The organism is Legionella moravica DSM 19234 (assembly GCF_000423305.1).
In the GTDB taxonomy this organism is placed as follows: Bacteria; Pseudomonadota; Gammaproteobacteria; order Legionellales; family Legionellaceae; genus Legionella; species Legionella moravica.
Genome location: NZ_KE384001.1, coordinates 1 through 22,993 on the forward strand (window position 1 = coordinate 1; position 22,993 = coordinate 22,993).

Genomic DNA, 22,993 nt, shown 5'->3' on the forward strand with positions numbered 1-22,993 from the left:
ATCAGCACGTTATGCGCACACAAAAAGCATTTATCGTTGGGGAGTTAAGATGCTTTTGGCTGCTATTGTTCAACTGATGTTTTGGATTATCGGGGTCATCGCCCATAGCCAAAATTACCAACGCGTTTTTCAGGCAAACACCGTCAGAGATAAAAAAGTATTCTCTTATTTCTATCTGGGGCAGTTGATGATTGAATTTGATAAGCTACAAGAGCTCAATATTGACTATGAAAACTTGCCAACCCTGATGGAGCAGGAGTTGGCTAGAAAATGGTAAATTCTAGTTGTTCAAAAAATATCAGGGGATCACTCAGGCCGCGAAGGGCAGTAAGTTGAGACACTTCATTATTAATCAAAGTCTTTTGAGCCTGGCTTTCTTCTTTTAGGGAACTCACTTCCTGTACTTGTTTGCTGTGCAGGTCGTTTTCAAGTACTTTATTATGCTGAATGACTTTTTTAACTGACATTGCTTGTGGATCTTGCTTTAAGGCCTGGTAGCCTTTGAGGGCTTCGGCTTTCGCATTGGGATCAGCTTTGATTTGTTCCCAATCATCAGTTGCTTTAATAAGGTACAGTTGACCGTCTGCATCTTTAATCAGTTTTTGATTGGCGTTTAAGGTTAGTTCAGCATCTTTTATTGAACTAACGGGTTCTCCGTCTGCATTAACAAAGTATTTTTCGTTTCGATGTACGGCAAGCATGTCGAGGTAGCCTGCAGCCTGAGCGTTTAGCCCCGTTAGAACATGTAACAAAGCACGTGCTTCATCGTCCTTACCTATCGTGAGTAATTCATTCACTTCATCTGCATGGGCATCCATCTGAGCAGCAAGAGCGTCAATACGTTCCTGAATTTCTTCAGGAGTTAAATCGGGATTATCATCAAGGAATTGTTCAAAGAGAAGAATATTGGTCTCGTAAATTTCATATTTAACTTCAATATGCGCTTCTTCAGTTTTTAATTGCTCCATCTTTTTGTCAAGAGCTTGCTCTTTAGCTTCAATTGCCTTCAATGCTGAAGCATAACTGGACAAAGTCATCTCTACGTTCTTAATTGACTCAGATATGGCGTTGCTGTGTGTTTGAGGTTCAGGAGTTTTTGCTCGTTCAATAGCCAGTTCATTTTGCTGTATGACCAGCTCTTTAATTTTATCTTTAGCGTGGGCTTTCTTCTCCAGATACCAGAGAAACAGCATAGCCTGCAATCTGCTCATTAAGAGTCTTTTTTCTTGCTGTTCCAAGCGACGTTCGTCTTCAATAGCCTTTTCCAACGCCAGTTCCGCTCCAATTTCTCCGATAATCGCTTCTCCAGCAGGAGAATGAAGAAATTTCTTGACGTCTTCAGGAGTTTTTAATCCAAAGCGACTCAGATTGATTGTCGGTCTGTAATCTTCTTGTGATTTGTCACCCGTTCTTTTGCTTTCGGCTTGTGCATCTTCTGCAAAAATAGAGTCAACCCAAGCATCTAAAGATTGAGGTATTGAGCTGAGTTGGGTTTCTGATAGCGTGCTGGATTCACTTCTTGGATTAACATTTAAACCAGTTGAGTTAATTGGTTCTGCGGTTTTTTTACCAATTTCAAATGAGTTTGTTTGATTGTCATTAGCCATATATATGATCCTGTTTACGCCCAGTTAAATTAATTATACACAAATATGATCAAATAAGCATCAATTTTTTCAAGGGATATGCTTATTGTTAAAGTAATTGCAACCATTTTTTCCTTGGTAGTGGAACCTATGGATAGGGCAATGTTCATCTGATTTCATGGTGCCTCCTAATCTTAGGTATAACTCTCTGATTTTGCAAATGAATGTTCTTGATGGTTATGTAATACAGAGTGCAATTGAGCATCGAGTGGATTTCTGGATTCTTGTTGAGTGAATAATTGGGCGTAATGGTCTTGAGGATTGGGCGTTTCAATTGGAGTAATTTGTGCCTCATTGCCGAGCAGATTACGCATTAAACAGTGACTTTTAGAATGAGGAACTAATTCTGAGCGCCTTGGTTCACTGTAGTAATAATGTTGATCATCCAAAATGGTATGTAAACGCACATCCTCTTCACGGAAAGCCCAACGGTATAGTTCACTGCGACTTATTTCAACCTGGGATAGAACATACTGCTTTGTTTCTCCGGCTGCGTTATCCAGCCAATCGCACAGACCAGTCATTACCGACGCGCTGATTCTAAAGAGCATGCCCATTGAGTTATCCCAATAGGGTCCAATTTCGTTCAGCCCAGTGCCTGTTAAATAGAAGACTATTCGACTAACTGGATTGATAATGGTTAAAGAGATGCGTAATCCCAATGATAATGCATCTATTAATGGCAAAATCAGTGCATTCTTGATGAGCTGAAGTGGAGGAATAGAAAGTACTCGTACTGTATTGATGACTATGTTGAGGAAAGGAGAATCGGAACAATGCTGTATTGGGGAACTAAATCCATAAAGCGTTGAAAATTGAAATTCAGCGATAAAATTGTTCAGGGAGGGTCTTTCTGCAATTTCAATTAGTAGTTGTCCTATAACACCAATATTTCCGAGTATTGCCAGAAATTTGCGTAGAATGTTCGTTATTCCTCTAAAGGGAACATGAATGAACAAGGCAGATCCTTCAATTAGAGGTACTGTAAGAATTGCAAGGCAAAAATCAAACGCAGCGGCAATGAATTGTTTCCCTGTTTTGATTATTTGCGTGCCGCTTTTTTTGAGTCCATTAATAAATCCATCATGATAGCCATAAAAATACCATTCTACAAAGGGTGCCAAGCCTATTTTTGCAACAGTAATGCACGTCTTGCAAATCCATTTACACGTACCCAATAACCAATCATCCCCGGGATGCATAATCGTATCATACAGTGCAGCTCCACCCTTACCACCCAGAGCGGCATAATTGCTATAAGGAAAATCGCCCATTTCCTGTTGTAATGCCGGGATTGCTTTAGTGAGGCCATAACCCAGGCTAAGTGCCAAGGCTGCAATGATGGCGATTTCAGCTGGGTCTTCTTTTAATATTGAAACTGCTTCAACAAAAAATTTATCCAGATTACCAACAGCAATCATTCCTTGCCATAAAGTGACTGAAGCAGAAATCGCTTCTGAAATGGTGCCATGGTTCATCAAGCGTGCCAGTTTCTGTGTCGGTTCAATTCCTGATATGAGGCCGCTCAAGTAGAGCTTGTTTAAGACTGACTCCAGAGCTTTGGGCGCCAATATGGCGCCTGCACCGTATAAATAAGCAGCCATCGCCAGAGTGCCTACCATGGGATTACGCTCACTGGTATCAATGAAAAAAGTACCCAGATGCCGCAATACTCCTAAAAATCGATGTAGAGGATTGTCATAAGGATGCGGGCTGGGTGGATGATTGGCTCGAGCTATCACATAGGGAGAATTGGTAATGTGTTCTTTAATAAATTCTTCCAGAGTTTGACCATTAGCTAATAACCCTTTTTTTTTCAGGGCATCATGAAGTGAACGGCGTTTTGGATTTGTCGGTCCAGATTTATTTTGTTCGATTATGGGTTCGGGCTTTTTAGTATGAGTTGCATGGACATGACCCATAAAATCTTTATGTAAGTCATGAATAATGAAATGGCTCATCCGCTCATAAAAATTTTGAAAAAATGTTGGAATACGAGAGATAAAAGCGTTGATTCTCAGGCTGATACGTTCAGGTAAATAGAGATGACGTTTGCTCACCTGACTCAGAGTATAGAGATCCTGACCTTCTGGAAGAGGGTAGAACTGTGCGTCTTGTATGAAATAATTAAGTGCTACCAGTTTGTTGTCCAAGCGCATGATGATTTGGTTATTTGCGACGATAATGGCCCAATTTCCATCGGACAGTGCTCCAAGATCTTTTTTTGCTTGTTTGATGGATTGTGCATGAATGGGTTCAATGGCGCTGTTTGTTAAATTGAATACTAATTCATTTAAACTCGGATACCCTTTCTGGGGCAGCCCTTTAAGGACATAATAGGGTTTAATTTTAGTTATTGAAACGCCATCAGATCTTTGTTTTATTTTAGTTTTGTGGGTTGGTTTTTCGTTTATGGATAAATAATTTAGCCAATCCTGACCGTCATTCCATAAGGATCTAATAAAGGTTTCAAATTTTGAAAATCGGTTCGCGGGAACTTCATTAAGATGAGGTGCGGATATTAAATCATAATGAGTGCAAATGACTCTCAAAGCATCATCAAGATCGCGCGCATCGTGCCCAATGTGCAGTTCGCTATCCCAAATAAAGCACAGAGGTTTCTGTCTTGGGTCCAGTGTTTTGTGGATTTTAGAAAAATCCATTTGATCCTGGCGGGAGACTGAAAAAGCTCGGTTGAACTGATAATGTTGTGCTGCTTTGTGGGCGTCATACAGAACATTGCCTAAAGCGCCTTCAGAAAGTACTGGATTATTGGCAATTCTTCGGTTGCCATCCCTGCATGTCTCTATAATGGCCAGAACGTTTCTTCTTAATCGCTCGTGTCCAGCAAAATCGTCTGATTTTATATGGCGCTCCTCTTTGAGCAGAGCATTCAAAGAATTAATGCACGCGTTAGCCAACTCCATTTTGCGCTGTTGTTCTGGACTGAGCGGTTGCTTATAGCTTTCAGAACGAACTCGGTAACGATGAACAGTACTGATGACATCGGCAACCAGAGATGAAGGGCGGTTACCGGGAAGTAGTTTTATCAGGTCCGAATTATGAGTAAACAGCATTAATTGCACTGTTTTTTTATTATGATTGGCTATGAGTCGGAGTCTGTCGCCACCTTGAAGCAGATACTCCATAGTGTAATTTCCATAAAGAACTGTACCCGCTTCATGACTGAACGCATTGCCAGTTAAGGTTGGCATTTCTTTATGTTTGTAGGGTTTTATACGTAATGGAACAATTACTTGTGTATGACCATCCGTAGTCAGGAACTCAGGCATAAAATCCGTATTTTGCACATATAGTATGCAGATTAATGGGTTTTTAGGGAAAATAGCAAGTAGAAACGATACAATTTTTATTCCCACCTTATATACTTGGATCTCTGACGTGAAAAGCTGGATGTTTTACAGCCTGACTGCTAAAATGACTTAAAAATAAACAGGAATCTATTTGAATGGTTAGTTATTGCGGATATATCGCTTTGGTCGGAAGACCTAATGTAGGCAAATCAACCTTGCTGAATCGTATTTTGCAACAAAAATTAAGTATTACCTCCAAAAAGCCACAAACAACACGCCATAGCATTTTGGGAATTCGTTCCGAGGGAGAGTATCAATTTGTCTATGTCGATACGCCTGGAATACATCAGGGCAATAAAAAGGCGATGAATCGCCTGATGAATAAAACAGCCATCAGTGTTTTACGCGATGTTGATGTCATTGCGTTCCTGGTCGATGGCACGCATTGGGAAGAAGAAGATGAGTATGTGCTGGGTTTGATAAAGCAGGCAAATGTTACTTGTATTCTGGTTATTAATAAAGTAGATAAAATTAGCGAAAAAGATCAGCTGTTGCCCTGGATTGAGCACATGAGTCAACGTCATGACTTTGCTGCAATCATCCCTCTATCGGCTAAAACAGGAGTACAGGTTGAGGAATTGGAGAATCGTTTAATTCCATTTTTACCAGAAGGCCCGCATTTATTTCCTGATGATCAATTTACAGATCGATCCATTAAGTTCTTATGCGCAGAATTGCTACGGGAAAAAATATTCCGTTTCTGTGGACAGGAGATACCGTACTCGGTTTCTGTAGAAATTGAGTCTTATAAGGATGAAGGCAATCTGGTTCGTATTCATGCGTTAATATGGGTTGAAAAGGACAATCACAAACGTATGGTGATTGGCGATAAAGGCCAAAAATTAAAGGAAATGGCGACCAGCGCTCGTTTGGATATGGAAAAAATGCTTGGGAAAAAAGTATTTTTACAATGCTGGTGTAAAGTGAAGTCTGGTTGGGCTGATGATGAGCGTATGCTAAAACAACTGGGTTATGACAGCTAAATCACTACAGGCATGGGTTATTCATAAACAATGGTCTGGGGATACCAGTGCCAGAGTCACTTTTTTTTCCCGTGAATTAGGGTTGGTTAACTGTCTGTGTAAAGGGGGTAGAACCCCTAAAAAACAATCGTTGTTGCAGCCATTCACTCCTTTATGGGTTAGTGTTGATGAGCGTCATGATCGGTATTATACCCGAACCATGGAAAGTATCTCTCCCATGTTACCTCTTGAAGGTCATTCCCTTTTTTCCGGATTATACATCAATGAATTACTGTATCACGCCTTGCGTCCGATCTATCCAGATACCGAGTTGTTCGATGCTTATTTAGTGACCTTAAATGGGCTGGCTACAACCGAAAATCGGCTGACGATCGAATCCATTTTACGCCGTTTTGAATGGGCTTTGCTTCACTCCTGTGGTCATTCTTTTTCATGGACTGAAGAGGCACGAACCGGGGGACTGGTTCGCACCGAATACAATTATCAGTTTATTGCAGGGGAAGGATTTGTGGTCTCTGATAAAGGCATTCCAGGTGAGCATCTTCTGGCTTTGGCAGAAGATAACCTGGATGAGGCATCCTGTCTCAAATCAGCAAAGCGCATTATGCGCCAGGCGATAGATCATCTTTTAGGCGGGCGTGAAATTAAGGCCAGGGCTTTATACAGCAGCAGTTAATTGACATTCGGGAGAGTGCGTTCGGGCATTTCGGAGATGAAGTACATCAATAGCAGTTTGGCAGGAAGTCTATTATACTTTCCATTTTAAGATTTTGTGGTGAAAAATGAATAAAGAGTTATTGTTAGGCGTTAATATCGATCACATTGCCACGTTACGTCAGGCACGTGGAACTCGCTATCCGGATCCTGTTCAGGCTGCCATGGATGCCGAAGAGGCGGGCGCTGATGGCATTACCCTGCATATGCGTGAAGATTTGCGGCACATTCAGGCACGTGATGTTCGTTTGATTAAACAGGTATTGCAAACCCGGATGAATCTTGAATTGGCAGTTACAGATGCCATGCTGGATTTTGCGGAAGAAATTGCACCAGAGCATACCTGTTTAGTTCCAGAAAAACGTGAAGAGCTAACTACAGAGGGTGGTTTGGATGTATTAACTCATCAAAAAGCGGTAGAGCATGCTGTTCGACGTCTGGAGCGCATGGGAAGTGAAGTCTCCTTGTTTATCGATCCGGACAGGGATCAGATAAAAGCAGCTGCTGATATTGGTGCACCTGTTATTGAATTACATACCGGTTGTTATGCTGATGCGACAAATGCAGAACAGCAAAGTTATGAACTGGAGCGAATCAAACGTGCAGCAGAATATGCGTCCAGTTTAAACCTGATTGTCAATGCGGGGCATGGACTTCATTATCATAATGTGAAACCCATCGCTGCAATAAAAGAATTACTTGAATTGAACATAGGCCATGCCATTGTTTCCCGAGCTCTCTTTTGTGGATTAAAAGAAGCAGTTCGGCACATGCGCCAATTAATGCAGGAAGCGAGACTTTATGTTAATGAATGACGTGATTGTTCTATGAATAATATGAGGCGCTGGCGACGGCGTTCAATTGGTGTGAGAACAACTGAGTATTAGCACAGCCCTCACCGGTAGATGATCTGTAGGCACTTTTTGTGAGGGATTACAATGCTTTCAAAGATCTTTAAGAACAGGATTTTTCTTTATTTTGGTGAACATGGTCCCGAGCTTGATTATATTGTCGGAACAACCATAACGGATTTAACCAATTTAAAAAACAGCGCGAGCAATACACAACTGTCTCCAGCAACGATTACTAAAATCATTGTTGGATGGAACTATCTGGATGCAATTTTTAATTTTATGTTTGCTACCAGTTTGTTTGCTGATACAACAGATTATCGTTATAGATATAATGTTGTAAAAGGAATTATTAATGTATTCGAAGGCATTGAATTATTTGTTTTTTCTTACAACCCACCTCTAAATTCAGCCCTGAATTTAGAGGGAGGTATAGCGCTCGCTGGAACCGCATTTGCTTTGGGAATGGTCGCTGATGTGGTGTGTGCATCCCTAGATTTTCACAAGATTTATAGAGAGTCCTGTTTTCCAACCTGGCTGGAAGAACAACTTAAGGCTTATCAATACGCTGTGGCCCATGGTTTTGATACCAAGGAATTAATAAAAAAGATACGAACACGCTGTAAGGCTCATATTAATGGAAATCCATTTGTCGCCAATGTAATAAGCAATGTGTTAAAAAATCAATTGCTCACCGATCCTGAAAATCCGCTTTCTATTATCGATCTCACTCATAATTTAGATTCAGTAGAAACGAAGCACAAAATCAAAGATCAATGGATGCAGGAACAACTGGAGGAGGCATATAAAAGGAACAGAACATTTCTGGGAGTTAAAATAACCAGCATGATTGGCATGATTTTGTTAGCCGTTTCAGGCTTTTTGGAAAACGCCAGTGATAATAAAGATTCCTATCCTATACTCTTAACTTTTGGGTTGGCGTTGACCACTTTTGTTGGATGCTATTATTCATTAGTGAATGCGGAACGACTCGTTAATCAGGCTTCTACGATGTATCATCGTTTCTTTCCAGTGAGCAAAAATGAAACCAACGTCGTAGAACTTGAGGAAATACGCAGTGAACTGGCTATTCAAGGTTAATTAGGGGGCAGGCATCAAGTGGTTTATTTACTTTTAATCATACCACTCGAAAAATGAGTTTAATTTGGAGTCTTTGTAATGTTAGAGTTAACGATTAAAGGATCCAGGGGTGAGAATGTCTAAACTGATACCCAAAATGCCGAGAGGAGTCATTCCTCTTTATTTCATTCAAGGATTTTCCACATTCTCATTTGCCGTCTTGTACTCATCACTTGCCCTTTATAGTACGAAACAACTCGGTCTGTCTAACGTACTAACTAACAGCATTGTAGGTTTATTTATCGCGTTTAATTATATTTTGCAATTAACTGGAGGCTTGATTGGAGGTCGGCTGCTAAGCAATCGATGCTTATTTTTTATTACTATCATAATCCAAAGCATGGGAATAATTGTTCTTGCTTTGGCTCAATCGTCAATGCTCTATTTGGGGTTAAGTTTGTTTTTGGTTGGTTGTGGATTAAATACTACCAGTTTGAATAGTATGTTAACCCAGCGGTTTGAGCAAAGTGATGATCGCAGGGAAACAGCTTTTTTTATTAATTATTCGGCTATGAATTTAGGATTTTGTGCTGGATATTTTGCTAGTGGATTTTTTGATTACTCCAATCAGTATCAGGGTATATTTTACGTCTGCATTATGACAAACGGAGTTACACTTTATTTAATAACAAAATTCTGGTCTGCTCTTGGCGATAAAAATACACCTTTGATGCAGATGCCCACATCCCAATCTCGCCGACAAAAGAAAATCGCAGGACTCTTCTCCGTTTCAATTTTGGTACCGGCAATGTTTTTGTGCTTTCATTCAACAAACTTGAGTAATGGAATAATCGCAACTTTGAGTGTTCTGATGTTCGGTATGGTTCTTATGATTAAGAATAAACAAACATCATCTATTGATAAGCGCAATATAATGATTTATCTCATTCTGGCGGTGAGTACTTTGCTTTTTTGGATGATTTATCTGACTGGTCCTATGGGAGTAACTCTATTTATTAAGAATAATGTAGATAAAAACATGCTGGGTGTTGAATTGGCAACGCAATGGATTCGAAATATGAATCCGATAGTCATCATCATAGGTGCACCCCTAATGGCTATGATGCTTAACCAATTAAATGCAAAAGGATACACTATGTCAGTGCCCATGCAATTTGTATTCGCATTTATTTTTCTTGCAGGATCCTTCTGTTTTCTGTCTTGTGGTATTATTTATGCTAATCCTTTGGGACATAGTCATTTATTTTGGGTGTTCGGTTATATTATTCTGCAGGGTTTGGCTGAATTACTTATTGCTCCAGCAGGTTATGCCTTGGTTGGACGTTTAGCTCCTCCTCAGTATCAGGGCATACTCATGGGAACCTGGATGATGGTTTCAGGAGTAGCTGCCTCAATTTCTCAGTATTTCTCAAATGCCATGGTGAGGACAGAAGCCACTAATCCACTGATTACTAATAATGATTTTTATCAGGTATTTAAGCAATTGGCGGGGTGGTCACTATCAGGAGCATTGTGTTTGTATTGTATTTCTCTGTATTTGAAAAAGAACCAGCAGTCTTTAGAGTATAGTTAATTCCTTACCTGATTCATTATTGAATGGTTATCCACATTTTCTGTGGATATCTCTGTGCATAGGCTCTTGGTTTATGGATTATCGGGATATTGTGACAATTGCGCTGCTGTCCCTACATGATAAAGGAAGCTGCATCAGGCAGGTATTTGCTGATAATGAAACAAGGCGATGGTCAACAGAACCGGATTATTAAGTAAAAAAAATCCCGGCATAAAACCGGGACTCAGGTAGAGGAGACTTTATCAGTCACGGCCTGAAAATGCGCTTAGCAAGTTAAGCAGGCTGACGAACAGGTTGTATATTGATACGAAAAGGCCAACAGTTGCGGATATGTAGTTTGTTTCGCCACTATGAATAATTGCGCTGGTTTGCAAAAGTATCAATCCAGATGAAATTAAAACAAAAGCAGCTGAGATTGCTAACTGAAGGGCTGGTATCTGGATGAATATTCCAGCCACCATTGCCAGTAATGCAACCATAACACCTACAAAAAGAAATCCTCCCAGGAAGCTGAAGTCCTTTCTGGTTGTTAATGCATAGCCTGACAGAGCAAAGAAGATCATGCCAGTACCACCTAAAGCTGTGGCTATAAGTTGTGGGCCATTAGAAAATCCAGTCATGTAGTAATTCAGCAGTGGGCCGAGGGTGTATCCCAGGAAGCCGGTAAAGGCAAAAACGCTGACGAGACCCCAGACGCTGTTTCTCAAGGCTTGAGTTAAGAACATTAAACCATAGACACCAACTATCATAAGCAGTGGGTTCATGGGACCAGCACCACTTGCGTAGGACATATAGGCAGTGAAGGCACTGAATATAAATGTCAAGCTAAGTAAAAGGTAGGTATTACGCAATACTTTATTGGTAGCAAGTACAGATTCACTACGCTGAGTAAGGATTGTAACATCGTTTCGGTTCATCTTTAGAACTCCAGTTATTTATATTTAGTCTAGCATACCTATGGCCAAGTTTCCTGTTTTCAAGGGCTTTACTTGAAAATTTCAGGATAAACTTCATATTTAGATAGAAGCTGACACGTTATTATTAAGTTGAAACCAGTATCCTGTCAATTTTGTTTTTTTAATCCCTGGTGCCCCATAGGATCTATAGTGCTGTATACTCAAGATATAGTAAGATGAAATTAATAAAAAATATAATTCGGGGAATACTATGAATCGGGTTGCTCTGGTACAAATGGTTTCTTCATCCAGGGTGGATGAGAATTTGCGGCACGTTGAACAGTTTATGTTGCAGGCACGGAGCGAAGGCGCCGAATTGATAGTATTACCAGAAAATTTTGCATTCATGGGGCTTAAAGAAACCGATAAACTGGCGATTGCAGAATCCTATGGTGAAGGGCCAATACAGGATAAAATAAGTCAACTAGCTAAAAAAACAGGTTTATGGGTTGTTGCTGGCACTATTCCTGTTAAAGGAAGTGGCACAAAAGTCAGAGCAAGTTCTATTGTTTTTGATGATCAAGGGAAGCATGTTGCACGCTATGATAAAATACATTTATTTGATGTGCGTGTTTCTGAACAGGAAGCTCATCAGGAATCGTCTACAATAGAACGTGGCCATAGTGTGGTCGTGCTGGATACTCCTGTTGGAACCATTGGGCTGACTGTGTGCTATGATTTGCGTTTTCCGGAACTATATCAACAATTGCTGCTCAAGGGAGCACAAATTTTTACGGTTCCATCCGCTTTTACCGCAGTAACCGGTCTCGCTCATTGGGAAGTTTTGCTCAGAGCCAGAGCTATAGAAAATTTATGCTACGTCTTGGCTCCTAACCAGGGGGGGCAGCATGAAAATGGTCGCCAAACCTATGGACATAGCATGGTGATAGAACCTTGGGGTAAAATTTTGTCGCAAAAACAGGTTGGTGCTGGCATGATTACAGCCGATATCGATTTGCAACGGTTAGAACAATTAAGACGGCATTTTCCCTGTGTGGATCATCATGTTTTAGCGTTATCCTGAATAATTAATAGATAGGTATAGAAATGACACAAGCTCTTGCGATAGCGAAAAAATTGTTACTGGCCCCTGCTGCTCTGGATGAGTCAGGTATCGAAAAGCTATTTAAAACAATGATGAATCGTCATATTGATGACGCTGATTTGTATTTTCAAAGCTGCAGCTATGAATCCTGGTATCTGGAAGATTCGGAGGTTAAAAGCGGCAGTTATTCTTTGGATAAAGGTGTTGGAATAAGGGCAGTTAGTGGCGAAAAAACAGGTTTTGCTTATTGCGATGATATACTGTTACCTTCCATGCTGCGCGCCGCAGATGCTGCACGCTCGATCGCATTGACAGGTTCAAAAGCTGTTCAACCTGTTCATGTCAGTAGTGCGCCAGTGAGTCGATACCAAGGCCTCAACCCTATCGAAGGAATGAGCAAACAGGAAAAAATTGCTTTATTGGAAGCCATTGATAAGGAGGCTCGAAGCATTGATCCCAGAGTGATTCAGGTGAATGCTTCGTTAAGTGGTTGTTATGAAGTCGTTATGGTAGCTGGCATGAACGGTCAGATGATCGCTGATGTCAGACCGCTGGTCAGCGTCAATGTCAGTGTTATTGTTGAGGACAAACAAGGCAGGCGTGAGTCAGCACGAACCGGGGGTGGGGGGAGAGTCGCCTATTCGTATTTTACCGAAAAAGAAAATGCATTAAGTTATGCCAGGGAAGCCGTTCGTGAAGCCCTGGTAAATCTGGAAGCAAAACCGGCTCCCGCAGGAACCATGCCTGTTGTATTAGGTCCGGGATGGCCAGGTGTGCTATTGCATGAAGCAGTAGGGCATGGATTGGAAGGTGATTTTAATCGTAAGGGTCTTTCTGCTTTTTCAGGTCGTTTAGGTCAGCAAGTTGCTGCACCTGGAGTGACTGTAGTCGATGACGGCACTCTGGCTGACCGACGTGGCTCATTGACGATAGATGATGAAGGAACACCGTCTCAATGCACCACTTTGATTGAAAATGGAATCCTGGTGAATTACATGCAGGATAAATTAAATGCCAAATTGATGGGAATGCAATCAACAGGTAATTGCCGCCGCGAATCCTATGCTCATATTCCTATGCCCAGAATGACAAATACCTACATGCTGGCTGGACATCATGATCCGGAGGAAATTATTCGCTCCGTTCACTATGGTTTGTATGCGGTTAATTTTGGCGGTGGACAAGTGGATATTACTTCTGGTCAATTTGTATTTTCTGCAAGTGAAGCCTATCTAATTGAAGAGGGTAAAATTACTCAACCTGTGAAAGGTGCGACACTGATTGGAAATGGTCCGGATGTGATGAAAAAAATCAGCATGATAGGCAATGATTTGGCACTCGATCGTGGAATTGGCGTTTGTGGCAAGGATGGACAATCAGTGCCTGTTGGCGTGGGACAACCTACACTTAAAATTGATGCATTAACAGTTGGTGGCACCAATTAACGGATTCGGATATCCGCGGCTGTGACCGCGGAATCTGGACAGTATTTTTTGAGGTTAAAAATTTATTTAAATGAGTTCGATTGATGTTCAGAAGGCAACATGATGTTATTGTCTTTTAGTAATCCCTTAAATTCAACAACACTATGCGGTACCGCCCAGAAATGTAAGGAGTTGCGTTTTATTTTGCACACATCCATTATCTCCTTGACCCAATCGTCTTGAATTGTACCAGACTCATCACTGTTGGTGAGTCTATTCAGAATGGATTTTAAATCAGTTACTTTTTTATGTTGTGTACTTGAAGTATAACGCCCTCCAGCTCCCTCACTGATATTTTTGATTAGGATTGAAACGATATTTATTAGTTTTGTTTTAGCATCTTCTAATATTGGGGGTTCAGGAGTTTCTTCTAAAGCTTCTTCCGATGCCATTCCAAGAGGTGTGTCCTGTTGCTCGGTTATTTCATTGTCGTTGTTTGGTTCTTCATTCAGATGTTGTTGAGCCAGTTCTTGAGTTTGTGGACTTTGCATCTGGTGTTGGGATTGTGTTTCAATAGCGAGTTCTTGAACCATCGCTTCAGCACTCTCAATTTCCTTTATCCTGTCGTGTGCGCTTTGCTCCATTATGTTCTTCTTCTTTTTGATGGTTTTTTGTATTAAGCCACTATTCGTGTTCATTCCATCAATTTCTGCTAATAATTGTGTCTTATGGGCTTCAACTTCCTCTTTAGTCTGTTTATTTTCAAAGTTGACATCAATCGCTGCTATGGCCAGAGCAATCGGACGTCGTTTTAATATAGAATCCCATAGCTCTTTTTGGGGTGGGGTCATAAAAGGGATCAATTGTTCGAATTCTTTAAAGGGTGTAAATTCAATGTGTTCGGTAATGGCTTCTTGCCAGCGTTCTTTTCCTTCTTCGGATAATTCCATCAGGACTGCAGTCAGACTTGATGTATCAGGAAATTTATTAGCTATGTCCGATTTAAAAATATCTAACAATATGGGAATAAAATTGAATGTGATATAAGAGACTGTTTTATTGGTTAGTTCTAAAAGGAATTCTTTATTATCAATCACATCTTGTGCTGTAAGTACAGTGCTTTTAGGTAATCGTTTTTCTGTTCTCAGAATCTTCAATAAATCTTTAAGATCACCTGAATTATTTATGTCTTCAACCGTATGATATTTTCGGAGATCTTCGATACAGTCTTGACTTAAAAGACCATAGGTTGTAGCCAAGTACGTACTTTACGGTCAATTGGTATCATTCCCATATAAAGATGGAATATATGAGAAGACCAAGAAGCATCTAATGTCACAGTTTTGTTCTGTTCCAAAGCTTCTTTAATGGTCTCACGCATCACTGCAGTGCCAAAACCACTACCCTTGACATAGCTGTGCACCTTGTTAATATGTAATGCATCCTCTCTTGCTCTACTAAGGGTATAATAACCTCTTTTTAATAGCTCTTTATGGGCTGATTCATCATGTTTACTTTGAGTCATACTGATCCTTAGTTCAAATATTGAATATCAAGTAGTATCTCCAGGATAAAAAAATATGAATCGAATAATTCGAACAGCCCGGAAGATAATTTTTTAGCCCAACTGTAATTTTGCAAGGCAATTGTTGCTGTTTTTAATTAAGGAAATATTAAGACAGCTCTATGTTCCAGGCGCAGAATTGTTCGTGCTTTGATTTAACGTGACCGTATAGTAACCCCTTCCTCGAGTCTATTAATCTCTTCTTCAAGCTGATCCAGGATTTTTGACGAAGCGGTTTGATGTACAAAAAAGAAGCTTCGATTAGACGCTAAATTAACGATGCCTTTAACCATCAGGCCAACACCACCCAAAAGGGCCAGGCTCAGATTAACTAAAAACTCAGACCACCCTCTGTGCTTGTCCAGGGTCTTATGAGCTGTATTGATCAGCTCTTTCGTTTCATTTTTATATGCAGCAAAATTATGATGAATTAAATAACTCTCAGTTGCCGCGTTTAGACGGGTGTGAAGTGTTGTGGCGGTTTGGTATGCCTCATTGAGTGATTCAATTTCCCTGGTGTGATGTGCTGCTTTTGCTTGTTGAAGGCGCAGAGCAAGGTTGTTTATTTTATCTTCAAGCCGCTTCATATTTATTGCGATGTTATGGTTGTTTTTTTGCTCTTGATCCGCTGATTGCAGACTCTTGATTTCATCTGGGTTTTTAGTATTGGAATGATAATTCTGGAGCAGGTGGGATATCCCAGTCAGTCGCCCATGAAGTTCAGGATCATTTGAAGTCGGTAGCAGTTGACTTGCTATTACTCCATCGTTCCTTTGCAAATTCAGATCAGCCCCTGCTTTGAGCAAGGCATTGATGATTATGCGGTTGTCATATTTATCGCTGTGTTGAACAGCAATCATGAGAGCCGTGGCACCATCAGACATTTGCAGATTAACGGATGCATTTTTAGAAAGAAGCAGTTGTACTGCATCGTAATCATTCGCGAGAACTGCTTTCATTAAAAAGGTGTTTCTGACGTAGCCCTTGCGTTCATCAAATTGATTAATATCAAGTCCAGCTTTTATATAACGATCAAGTTGTTGTTCATTAATCGATATTTTATATGGTGTTGTATCTTCTTTCTGTAATGAAAATGGAACTATTGGTTGTGGTTTATCGAAAAATAGATTAATTGTACTTAAATCCGGTTGAACTCCTTTTTGGAGTAATACTTGAAAACATTCATCGCTGACTGAGTTATTATTCCATAATGCACGCCACAATAAATTATTTAGAATTTCAATATCCGTTATGGGGCTGATGTATTGTATCGCAGCATCATTATCGTGTTCTTTTATCGCTTGTTCATACAGCACTTTTAATTTGGCATGGTTTAATAGATGATAGGATTGTGGGTTATTATTTTTTAATACATTATCCATTGCTTCTAGGGTTGATGCATCATGCCATGGCACATTGCTGGCGTACGTTATCAATTTATCCAAAATGATGAAGTTATCATCGTTTTTCGCTGTTTTTGCTGCCAGGAGTATTATTTGCTCTGGTGAGGTAAGTTTCCAGCGATATTCCTTAATAAGAAATAAGGCAATTTCTTTCTGTTTGAGTTTAATAGCAGTAGTTAATGCGATGTTAACTGCTTCCGTGGAGTGGCGATTTCCATGCAATAGTAATGCGATATGTTCAAGAGACATCCTTTTTTCGATTGCATACACTATTTCCTCAATCGAAATTGGCTTGGCACCTTTTTTAATGAGTAAGTCTACCAACTGTTTGTTCAGTAAATAATATATCGCTACTTGAAGAGGAGTTTGGCCTTCGCTGCTTATTTCTTCCAGATCGGCCCCATTGCTGATTAGTCTGTCTAAAATATTGTGGCTGTAAATAGGATTACTGTTTAGATAATCAAATAAATTTGGCTTTACAAGGGTGGGGTATTGAGTTGTTGTGAATTCAAGATCATGCACATGGATGTGATCCTTTACTTGTTCAAGCAGGCTGCCTTCTGGTGCAAGAGTTCCATCAATAGCTGATGACACCAATTTTTTTATACCCTTCAAATGATTAATAAATTCAATTTCTTTTGGGTTCTGAGGTCGGTGGTGGAGGACGATTGTTGCACAATAAAAGGATGAAAATAAAAAAGGGAGTATGTGATCTGCATCCACTGAATAGCGCCCAACAGATAAATTGATTAGACCTATGACCCCATTAGGCATCTTTTCAAATAAGAGGATTGCAGCACTGCCTTTTCCTCCTGGGCATACTGCTAACAGATTTCTATTTTGATTAAACAGAACGCCATAAAACTCTCTGCCAAGGCCATTTGGTGAAATCACAGTGCCCAATTTTCCTTCCGGTACAACACGGTGCTCTGCAGTCAATAGTGTCAGATAGTCTTGAAGCAAACTTAGGGTGCTGTCTGGATAGTCACAAAATGGTTTATCGTATCCTTTTGTTGCTGATTGGAGCGCATCTTTATAAGGATTATTTTTATTGAGACTTAGCTCAAGTAATTGTGACTTAAATTGCTCCGTACTGAGCATCTCCCACGATGCATCCGTAAGCGAATAACGTCTTGTATTTGATGGCTCGGCCGGATTACTGGTCGCTGCACTGCCCTTACTCGCTTCTTTCTCATTTTTAACAACAATCGATGTATCGTGTTTCATAGCTAACTCCTAAAGTAATTCATTGTCGGTTGCATCGGTGTGGATTAAGTTTGTCATCTGAAGATTAAAGAAATATGAATTTTGCTGTGAGTTTGTTGATAGCGGTTATGAAGAATTTAAATGCTATCAGTTCCTTTTGTGAATGCACTTCAATGGTACCAATAGCAAAAATCAGGCTGAGCACAACGCTTGATATTTATTGAATTTGACTTGTCCTGTCACGATTGAATTGCTTGAGGCAAGCCGATAATTTTTAACATAGCCATATCGATTAAACATTTATATATAAATGCTTGATTGATAATGGGTACATTCGAATCAACGTGTTTTTTTATCATCTTATAAAATTGTGAGTTGTCCAATTTGCTTTCATGTCCAATCTCTGCGGGATGTTCCCATTTGTGGATGATCGGCAAGGGTGAATGGCGTTTTTGTATTCCTGATAACTGTTTCAAGCGAGTTAGAAACTCGCGGTACCATTCTTCATAGAATTCCAATTGATCTATTTTATAGCCGAACTCTATAACCCAATTGATGATGACATCTAAATTAATCGATCTATTTCCTGTTGGATTTATAACACAGTAAGTCGCGTAATCAGTTCCAAAAACTAATGCATCATCTGCAATCGTGTCGGCTATAAAGTCCACTGGCAAGCCATCAAAACATGGTTTGAAGTCCGTCTCATGTGTCACTTCGTAAAATGTTTTTGGCGCAATTCCTGTATTGATTATTCCAGCCATTAATCGAGTAAAAAAATCATCTGCATTGATTTCGCCTAAATAGGTACTGTGTGCCAGAATCATTCCACATCGAAATACATGTACAGGAAGATCAAACGCTTCACTGAAATTTTTTAACAGTACTTCACCGGCCCATTTGCTGGTTGCATAACCTTCCGCATAACCTGTTTTGTTATAACGCATTGGCCATTGTTTGCGAATGTCCTCAGTTTCCAAAATGATAGAACGGTGGTACAAGCCCTTGGTCACCGCCACACTGGACACAAAATGGATTGGTTTTAATTTATTTTGAAGCGCAAAACGGATCACCTCTACTGTTCCCAAGACGTTAGGTTCAAATAATTGCTCATAGGATAAAGCATGATTTACCAGTGCTCCATTGTGTAAAACCAAATCAACTTCTGTTGCCAATGTATCATAAACATCATCGCTTAAACCAAAGTTAGGGGCGGTTAAATCTGCTGCATAGACAACAAGGTGATTTTGAGCCAGCTGAATAAAACGCTCTCTTAGCGCAAATTCGCTGTGTTGAAAACTCTCAAACATTCGTTTACGGGCATGAGTGTTATTGTGAGCTCTGACGAAACAAATTAATTTCCCCTGATTAAGAGAGAGTTTTTCTAATAATGCAAGTGCTAAAAACCGTCCCAGATAACCATTGGCACCTGTCAGTAATACATTGGAAACAGGGAGGCTTTTGTCTCTTTTAGGTAATTTTTTAGCCTGTTCCATTTCATGAGAACTAAAAAATGCCGACAAGTGTAAATCACTGGCAAACAGTTTCATTTTTTCGGATTTGGATGCGTTAATTGGGTGTATGTCTGAAAAGATAATAGCATGAGTTCTGCAACGCTCCGTTTTGCCATGACGTTTCTCATTCACATTATTGATTAAATTTTTTATGCTGTATGCAGGATTTAAAATCAGACTAACGGGTACAGAGACAGAATAGATGTCTTTAATTGTATTCATCAATCGCACTGCATCTAACGAGTCACCACCTAAATCAATAAAACTGGAATTACCCCACTCAATGTTTTGTGACCCAAGAACAACACACACCAGATTCTCTATACTTGAATCAGAATTTCCTAGGTTGATTAGATCTGCAAGTTGGTTTTTTTCAATGTGTTCATAGAGTTCTTCCAAAGAATGCCCATATTTCTTTTTTAAATTGTTTCTTGCTAATTTATTACTTTCAGTAATCAATTGATTTTCTTGAGAAAAGGGTTCCAGTTCCATAATAAAATCTAATGGAACTTCATAAGATCGTATTTGTTCTAATTTGGCAATCGCATGAATTTCCTGGAGAAGGATTTTTTTCATTTGAACTGGATTTTCAGGTAAACCCAGTTCGATGAGCTTCTCTTTTAAAAGACTGATATCGGGAACTAAAACAGCTAACAGATAGGAACGTAGACTGCTGCCGTAGAGAAATAGTTGTTTAATTAATCTGCTGCCACCTAAAAAAATTTGTTCTAAACGTAACAAACTGACAAACTCGCCGTTTCCTAATTTAATAATATTATTTATCCTGTCAATCAAAAACAGGTTATTAGGGGCGCGCTCTTCAACGACATCACCAGTTTTTAAATAGCCCTCGGCATCAAATAAATCAGCGGTTGCGTCCGGATTTTGATAGTAGCCAATCACAGCGCGATGGGTTTTCATGTATAATTCACCGCGTGGATAGGGTTTGTCAGTGGTGAAAAAATCAAGTTCTGGACGACTTACCAATTTATAAGCTATTACATTTTGTGGTGACGTTTGGTTATTTATTAAGATAATACCGAGTTCGGTGGAGCCATAGACATCAATCACCGGTACATCAAAAAGACGTTTTAAAAAATACATTATTTCAGGTGGCGTTGGCGCTGATGCGGTAATCGCAATAGAAAGCCGATCACCCAATATGGTGTTTTTCATTTCAGACAGGATTTCGTTCTCTATCTCTGTCCTTGGGGAAGGGTTACTGGCTTGCAAACGATTATTTACAGCAATTTGAATATTTTGATAAATCAATTCAGAAACTCGTGGGACTAGGTATAACACTGTAGGTCTTACAAGGCGTATTTCTTCAAAAAAAGTAGACATATCTGATTTTGAAGCAAAGTAAGTAGTTCCACCCTGCATCAACGAGTTGATAACAATCATGCGCCCAAACATGTGACTTAGCGGCATAAAATTAAATACGATTAATGGAATATCAGGAGTGTGTTTATAAAATCCGGTCTTTGTCCATAACTCCCTCCATGATTGCTCTGTAATCATGGCTCCCTTGGGTAAACCGGTACTGCCTGAAGTGTAGACCAGTGTTGCCAGATGGTTTGCGTTGTTTTGGGGAATAAATGGTTTCACGATAACGGTATGTTGTCCCCCTCGCTCCAGATCAGCTAATGTCAGCAGCTCACATTGTATATTTTGATTTGCAAAATCGGCTCGAAGTGTCCGAATCTGAATGGAGTGATCTTTATCCTCTTCATGACAGTCAAGCACAATAATACTTTGTATGGAGGGGCAATGAGGTACTGCATTACAAGCCAACTTTAATTGCTGTAAACCTGTAATCAAACATCGCATCTTGGTGTCGGTTACAATTTTTATTAGTTCTGGCTCTTTGATATTGAATTGCAATGGAACAGAAACAGCACCGAGATAGAGGCACGAAAATTCAGCTAAAATATATTCTGGACTACCGAATGCGCAAATACCCACAAAATCATTGGGACTTACACGATTCGAATAATTGAATCCCTTTGCGATATAAGATATCCGATCCCAGACTTGTCTAAAAGTAAGTGTTTCAAATTCAGGTAAATAATGTATTGTTTGATTTTGATTTTGGTTGGTGATTTCTGTTTTGCGATAACCAAGCGCGGGTTTATCGCCATATTTGAGACAATATTGTTCTATGAGTTCAATACAACTTAGTGAAATTTCCATAAGCCTACTCTTAATCAGAACTGGCTCTGTGAGTCTTGGGAGTGAACGCTTAAATTGAGTATAGTATTCTGTTTTTAAAATTGAAAATGCTGCCTAGGCATTGTTTATAAATCAGGTTTGTTGACAGGTTACTTGCTTCGATAACTACTGGATCCCTCTGTCAATGCCTGTTTTGCGAGCAAATAGGCTACAACTCATAGATCCGGTGGTCAATGCCGCGGGAATTCGGATGGAATGAGAGTCATTGCGATGCCTTGGATTTCTGTGGGAATTGGGTTGATATGAGAATTGGTGCTGCATTTTGGATTATTGTGGCTTGGCTCTGTTCTCATTTTGTCGTCATTTATGAGAAGGGAAATATCTATTTGGAGATAATTTATTGACAATATCCTTCTTCGCTGAATCTGTTTGCATGATTAGATCAAACGCAAGTTGAGAAAATAATGGAGCAAGTTTATTGCCGTATCCAGCAAAACCTGTGAACCAGAATAATCCCTCTTTATTGCCATCAAAACCAATCAAGGGCAGTGTGTCTTCACTGATGGTTTTTATGCCCACCCAGGTTGTTTTTAATTTTGGAGTAGGAAATGTGACTTGCTTGAGTCTATCCAGCAGCTTTGCTACAGCCTGTCTATCGGGAAATGCAGGTGTGCGCAGAGTGGTTAATGAGGTTTTGGTAGTGTTGGAAGCCACTATAAATTCATTAGGGTGATGCACACTGGGTTTTATGAAAAAACTCATCGAATCATCCGTGATGGCAGGGATAAATTGAGCATCATCCTCTAACCCATCAAAACCAATTAACGCGCAATCTTCACGTTGTAGATGAATGTGGGGTGTGTTAAATAATTGATTAGTCCATGGCCCTGATGCATTGATCACTATCGGGGTGTTATAGGTTGTTGATGTGGTTTCTATTTGCCAAACTTTGTTCTGAGTCTTTATGTGTACGACGCGTTCAAAAGGGTGTAAGAAAGTATTTTTACACCTCTGAAGGGCAGTTAACAGTTCTTTTTTTATGCATTCTATTTCCAGGTCGAAATAATTTTTTTCATAATAGAACGATTGGAATGGATGAAAATCAATTAAGCTTTTTATTGCTTCAACTGTTTTGAAATCAAAGCCATAGTCTGATAGGGCATTGGGGGAGGATAGGGGAATGAAGTCCTTGTAGTCCCTCTCATCTACGGGCAGCAGCGAACTAATCAAACGGCCGCGTGGTTTGATGATGTCTGGATTTAAATTGGTGTAGAATTGAAGGCACTCATGCAGATAGGGTGTAAAGAGCTCTGAAGAATAAGATAAAGAAAACCCTGCAAGTGACTGCGAGGTTGTGCCGCTAAAAAAGTCATTTTGCTCAATCAGAAGTACCTTATTGGACCCCATGCATCGATAGGCTAAGGAAAGCCCGGCAATGCCACCACCAATGATAATGATATCGTGCAT

Annotated in this window: 15 protein-coding genes and 1 pseudogene; 8 read left to right on the top strand and 8 right to left on the bottom strand. The window is 39.9% G+C overall.

What is annotated here, in order from left to right; all coding sequences use genetic code 11:
* Nucleotides 1-277, top strand: a pseudogene (locus G543_RS17925) (hypothetical protein); the annotation flags it as partial.
* On the opposite strand, the gene G543_RS0112925 reads toward G543_RS17925, so the two are convergent.
* Nucleotides 264-1,607, bottom strand: a complete 1,344-nt coding sequence (locus tag G543_RS0112925) for a hypothetical protein (protein ID WP_028384895.1) — start codon at nucleotides 1,605-1,607, stop codon at nucleotides 264-266. The pseudogene G543_RS17925 and the gene G543_RS0112925 sit on opposite strands and share 14 nt — an antisense overlap.
* 173 nt (nucleotides 1,608-1,780) lie before the next feature.
* Complete coding sequence (locus tag G543_RS17930; RefSeq protein ID WP_065236049.1) at nucleotides 1,781-4,939, bottom strand: hypothetical protein; 3,159 nt, start codon at nucleotides 4,937-4,939, stop codon at nucleotides 1,781-1,783.
* 176 nt (nucleotides 4,940-5,115) lie between these two features.
* Here G543_RS17930 and era point away from each other — a divergent pair, with 176 nt between their 5' ends.
* From era to G543_RS0112960, 5 genes are all read left to right on the top strand, one after another.
* On the top strand, nucleotides 5,116-6,003 hold the full coding sequence (era, locus tag G543_RS0112940) for a GTPase Era (RefSeq protein ID WP_028384896.1): 888 nt from the start codon (nucleotides 5,116-5,118) through the stop codon (nucleotides 6,001-6,003).
* Nucleotides 5,993-6,679 (top strand): DNA repair protein RecO, encoded by a 687-nt coding sequence (recO, locus tag G543_RS0112945; protein WP_028384897.1) that lies wholly within the window; start codon nucleotides 5,993-5,995, stop codon nucleotides 6,677-6,679. Before era ends, recO begins: the two co-directional genes overlap by 11 nt.
* Nucleotides 6,680-6,785: 106 nt before the next feature.
* Complete coding sequence (gene pdxJ, locus G543_RS0112950) at nucleotides 6,786-7,532, top strand: pyridoxine 5'-phosphate synthase (protein ID WP_028384898.1); 747 nt, start codon at nucleotides 6,786-6,788, stop codon at nucleotides 7,530-7,532.
* Nucleotides 7,533-7,655: 123 nt separating this feature from the next.
* Nucleotides 7,656-8,669: a hypothetical protein gene (locus tag G543_RS0112955; RefSeq protein WP_028384899.1), complete on the top strand. Its 1,014-nt coding sequence runs from the start codon at nucleotides 7,656-7,658 to the stop codon at nucleotides 8,667-8,669.
* 115 nt (nucleotides 8,670-8,784) lie between these two features.
* Nucleotides 8,785-10,242: a peptide MFS transporter gene (locus G543_RS0112960; RefSeq protein ID WP_028384900.1), complete on the top strand. Its 1,458-nt coding sequence runs from the start codon at nucleotides 8,785-8,787 to the stop codon at nucleotides 10,240-10,242.
* Between the two features lie 242 nt (nucleotides 10,243-10,484).
* On the opposite strand, the gene G543_RS0112965 is transcribed toward G543_RS0112960, so the two are convergent.
* Nucleotides 10,485-11,159 (bottom strand): Bax inhibitor-1/YccA family protein, encoded by a 675-nt coding sequence (locus tag G543_RS0112965; RefSeq protein WP_028384901.1) that lies wholly within the window; start codon nucleotides 11,157-11,159, stop codon nucleotides 10,485-10,487.
* Between the two features lie 250 nt (nucleotides 11,160-11,409).
* Here G543_RS0112965 and G543_RS0112970 point away from each other — a divergent pair, with 250 nt between their 5' ends.
* The gene (locus G543_RS0112970) at nucleotides 11,410-12,222 is read left to right on the top strand and encodes a carbon-nitrogen hydrolase family protein (protein WP_028384902.1); all 813 of its coding nucleotides are present in this window, start codon (nucleotides 11,410-11,412) and stop codon (nucleotides 12,220-12,222) included.
* A 23-nt stretch (nucleotides 12,223-12,245) separates the two neighbouring features.
* On the top strand, nucleotides 12,246-13,688 hold the full coding sequence (tldD, locus tag G543_RS0112975; protein ID WP_028384903.1) for a metalloprotease TldD: 1,443 nt from the start codon (nucleotides 12,246-12,248) through the stop codon (nucleotides 13,686-13,688).
* Between the two features lie 62 nt (nucleotides 13,689-13,750).
* Here the strand turns inward: tldD and G543_RS0112980 are convergent, their stop codons facing one another.
* The 5 genes from G543_RS0112980 to G543_RS0113000 all read right to left on the bottom strand — a co-directional run bounded on the left by G543_RS0112980 (nucleotide 13,751) and on the right by G543_RS0113000 (nucleotide 22,993).
* The gene (locus G543_RS0112980; RefSeq protein ID WP_028384904.1) at nucleotides 13,751-14,926 is read right to left on the bottom strand and encodes a hypothetical protein; all 1,176 of its coding nucleotides are present in this window, start codon (nucleotides 14,924-14,926) and stop codon (nucleotides 13,751-13,753) included.
* Nucleotides 14,902-15,192 (bottom strand): hypothetical protein, encoded by a 291-nt coding sequence (locus tag G543_RS0112985; RefSeq protein WP_028384905.1) that lies wholly within the window; start codon nucleotides 15,190-15,192, stop codon nucleotides 14,902-14,904. Before G543_RS0112985 ends, G543_RS0112980 begins: the two co-directional genes overlap by 25 nt.
* A 194-nt stretch (nucleotides 15,193-15,386) precedes the next feature.
* A complete protein-coding gene (locus G543_RS0112990; RefSeq protein ID WP_028384906.1) occupies nucleotides 15,387-17,861 on the bottom strand; it encodes an ankyrin repeat domain-containing protein in 2,475 nt (824 codons plus the stop codon).
* A gap of 218 nt (nucleotides 17,862-18,079) precedes the next feature.
* A complete protein-coding gene (locus G543_RS0112995) occupies nucleotides 18,080-21,547 on the bottom strand; it encodes a thioester reductase domain-containing protein (protein ID WP_028384907.1) in 3,468 nt (1,155 codons plus the stop codon).
* A gap of 339 nt (nucleotides 21,548-21,886) precedes the next feature.
* On the bottom strand, nucleotides 21,887-22,993 hold the full coding sequence (locus tag G543_RS0113000) for an NAD(P)/FAD-dependent oxidoreductase (protein WP_028384908.1): 1,107 nt from the start codon (nucleotides 22,991-22,993) through the stop codon (nucleotides 21,887-21,889).